1 protein-coding gene is annotated in these 247 nt (G+C 36.4%); it reads left to right on the top strand.

Annotation, left to right across the window (positions count from 1 at the left end; all coding sequences use genetic code 11):
* Positions 1-247: IS200/IS605 family transposase (gene tnpA / locus M3212_RS22480; protein WP_251196006.1), on the top strand; the 247-nt coding region annotated here is incomplete at both ends.

Genomic DNA, 247 nt, shown 5'->3' with positions numbered 1-247 from the left:
GCGATATATGGGAAAATTAAGAAGGATATAGGGGAAATTTTAAGGAAGTTATGTGAAAGAAAAGGAGTAGAAATTATAGAAGCGACAGCGTGTAAAGACCACATTCATATGTTAGTAAGTATCCCCCCAAAGATAAGTGTATCTTCATTTGTAGGGTATTTAAAAGGGAAGAGCAGTTTAATGATTTTTGACCGGCATGCCAACCTGAAATATCGATATGGGAATCGGAAATTTTGGTGTACCGGAT

The organism is Halalkalibacter oceani, assembly GCF_023715705.1.
Lineage (GTDB): Bacteria > Bacillota > Bacilli > Bacillales > Bacillaceae_D > Halalkalibacter > Halalkalibacter oceani_A.
This window is presented reverse-complemented; position numbering and strand designations above follow the sequence as displayed.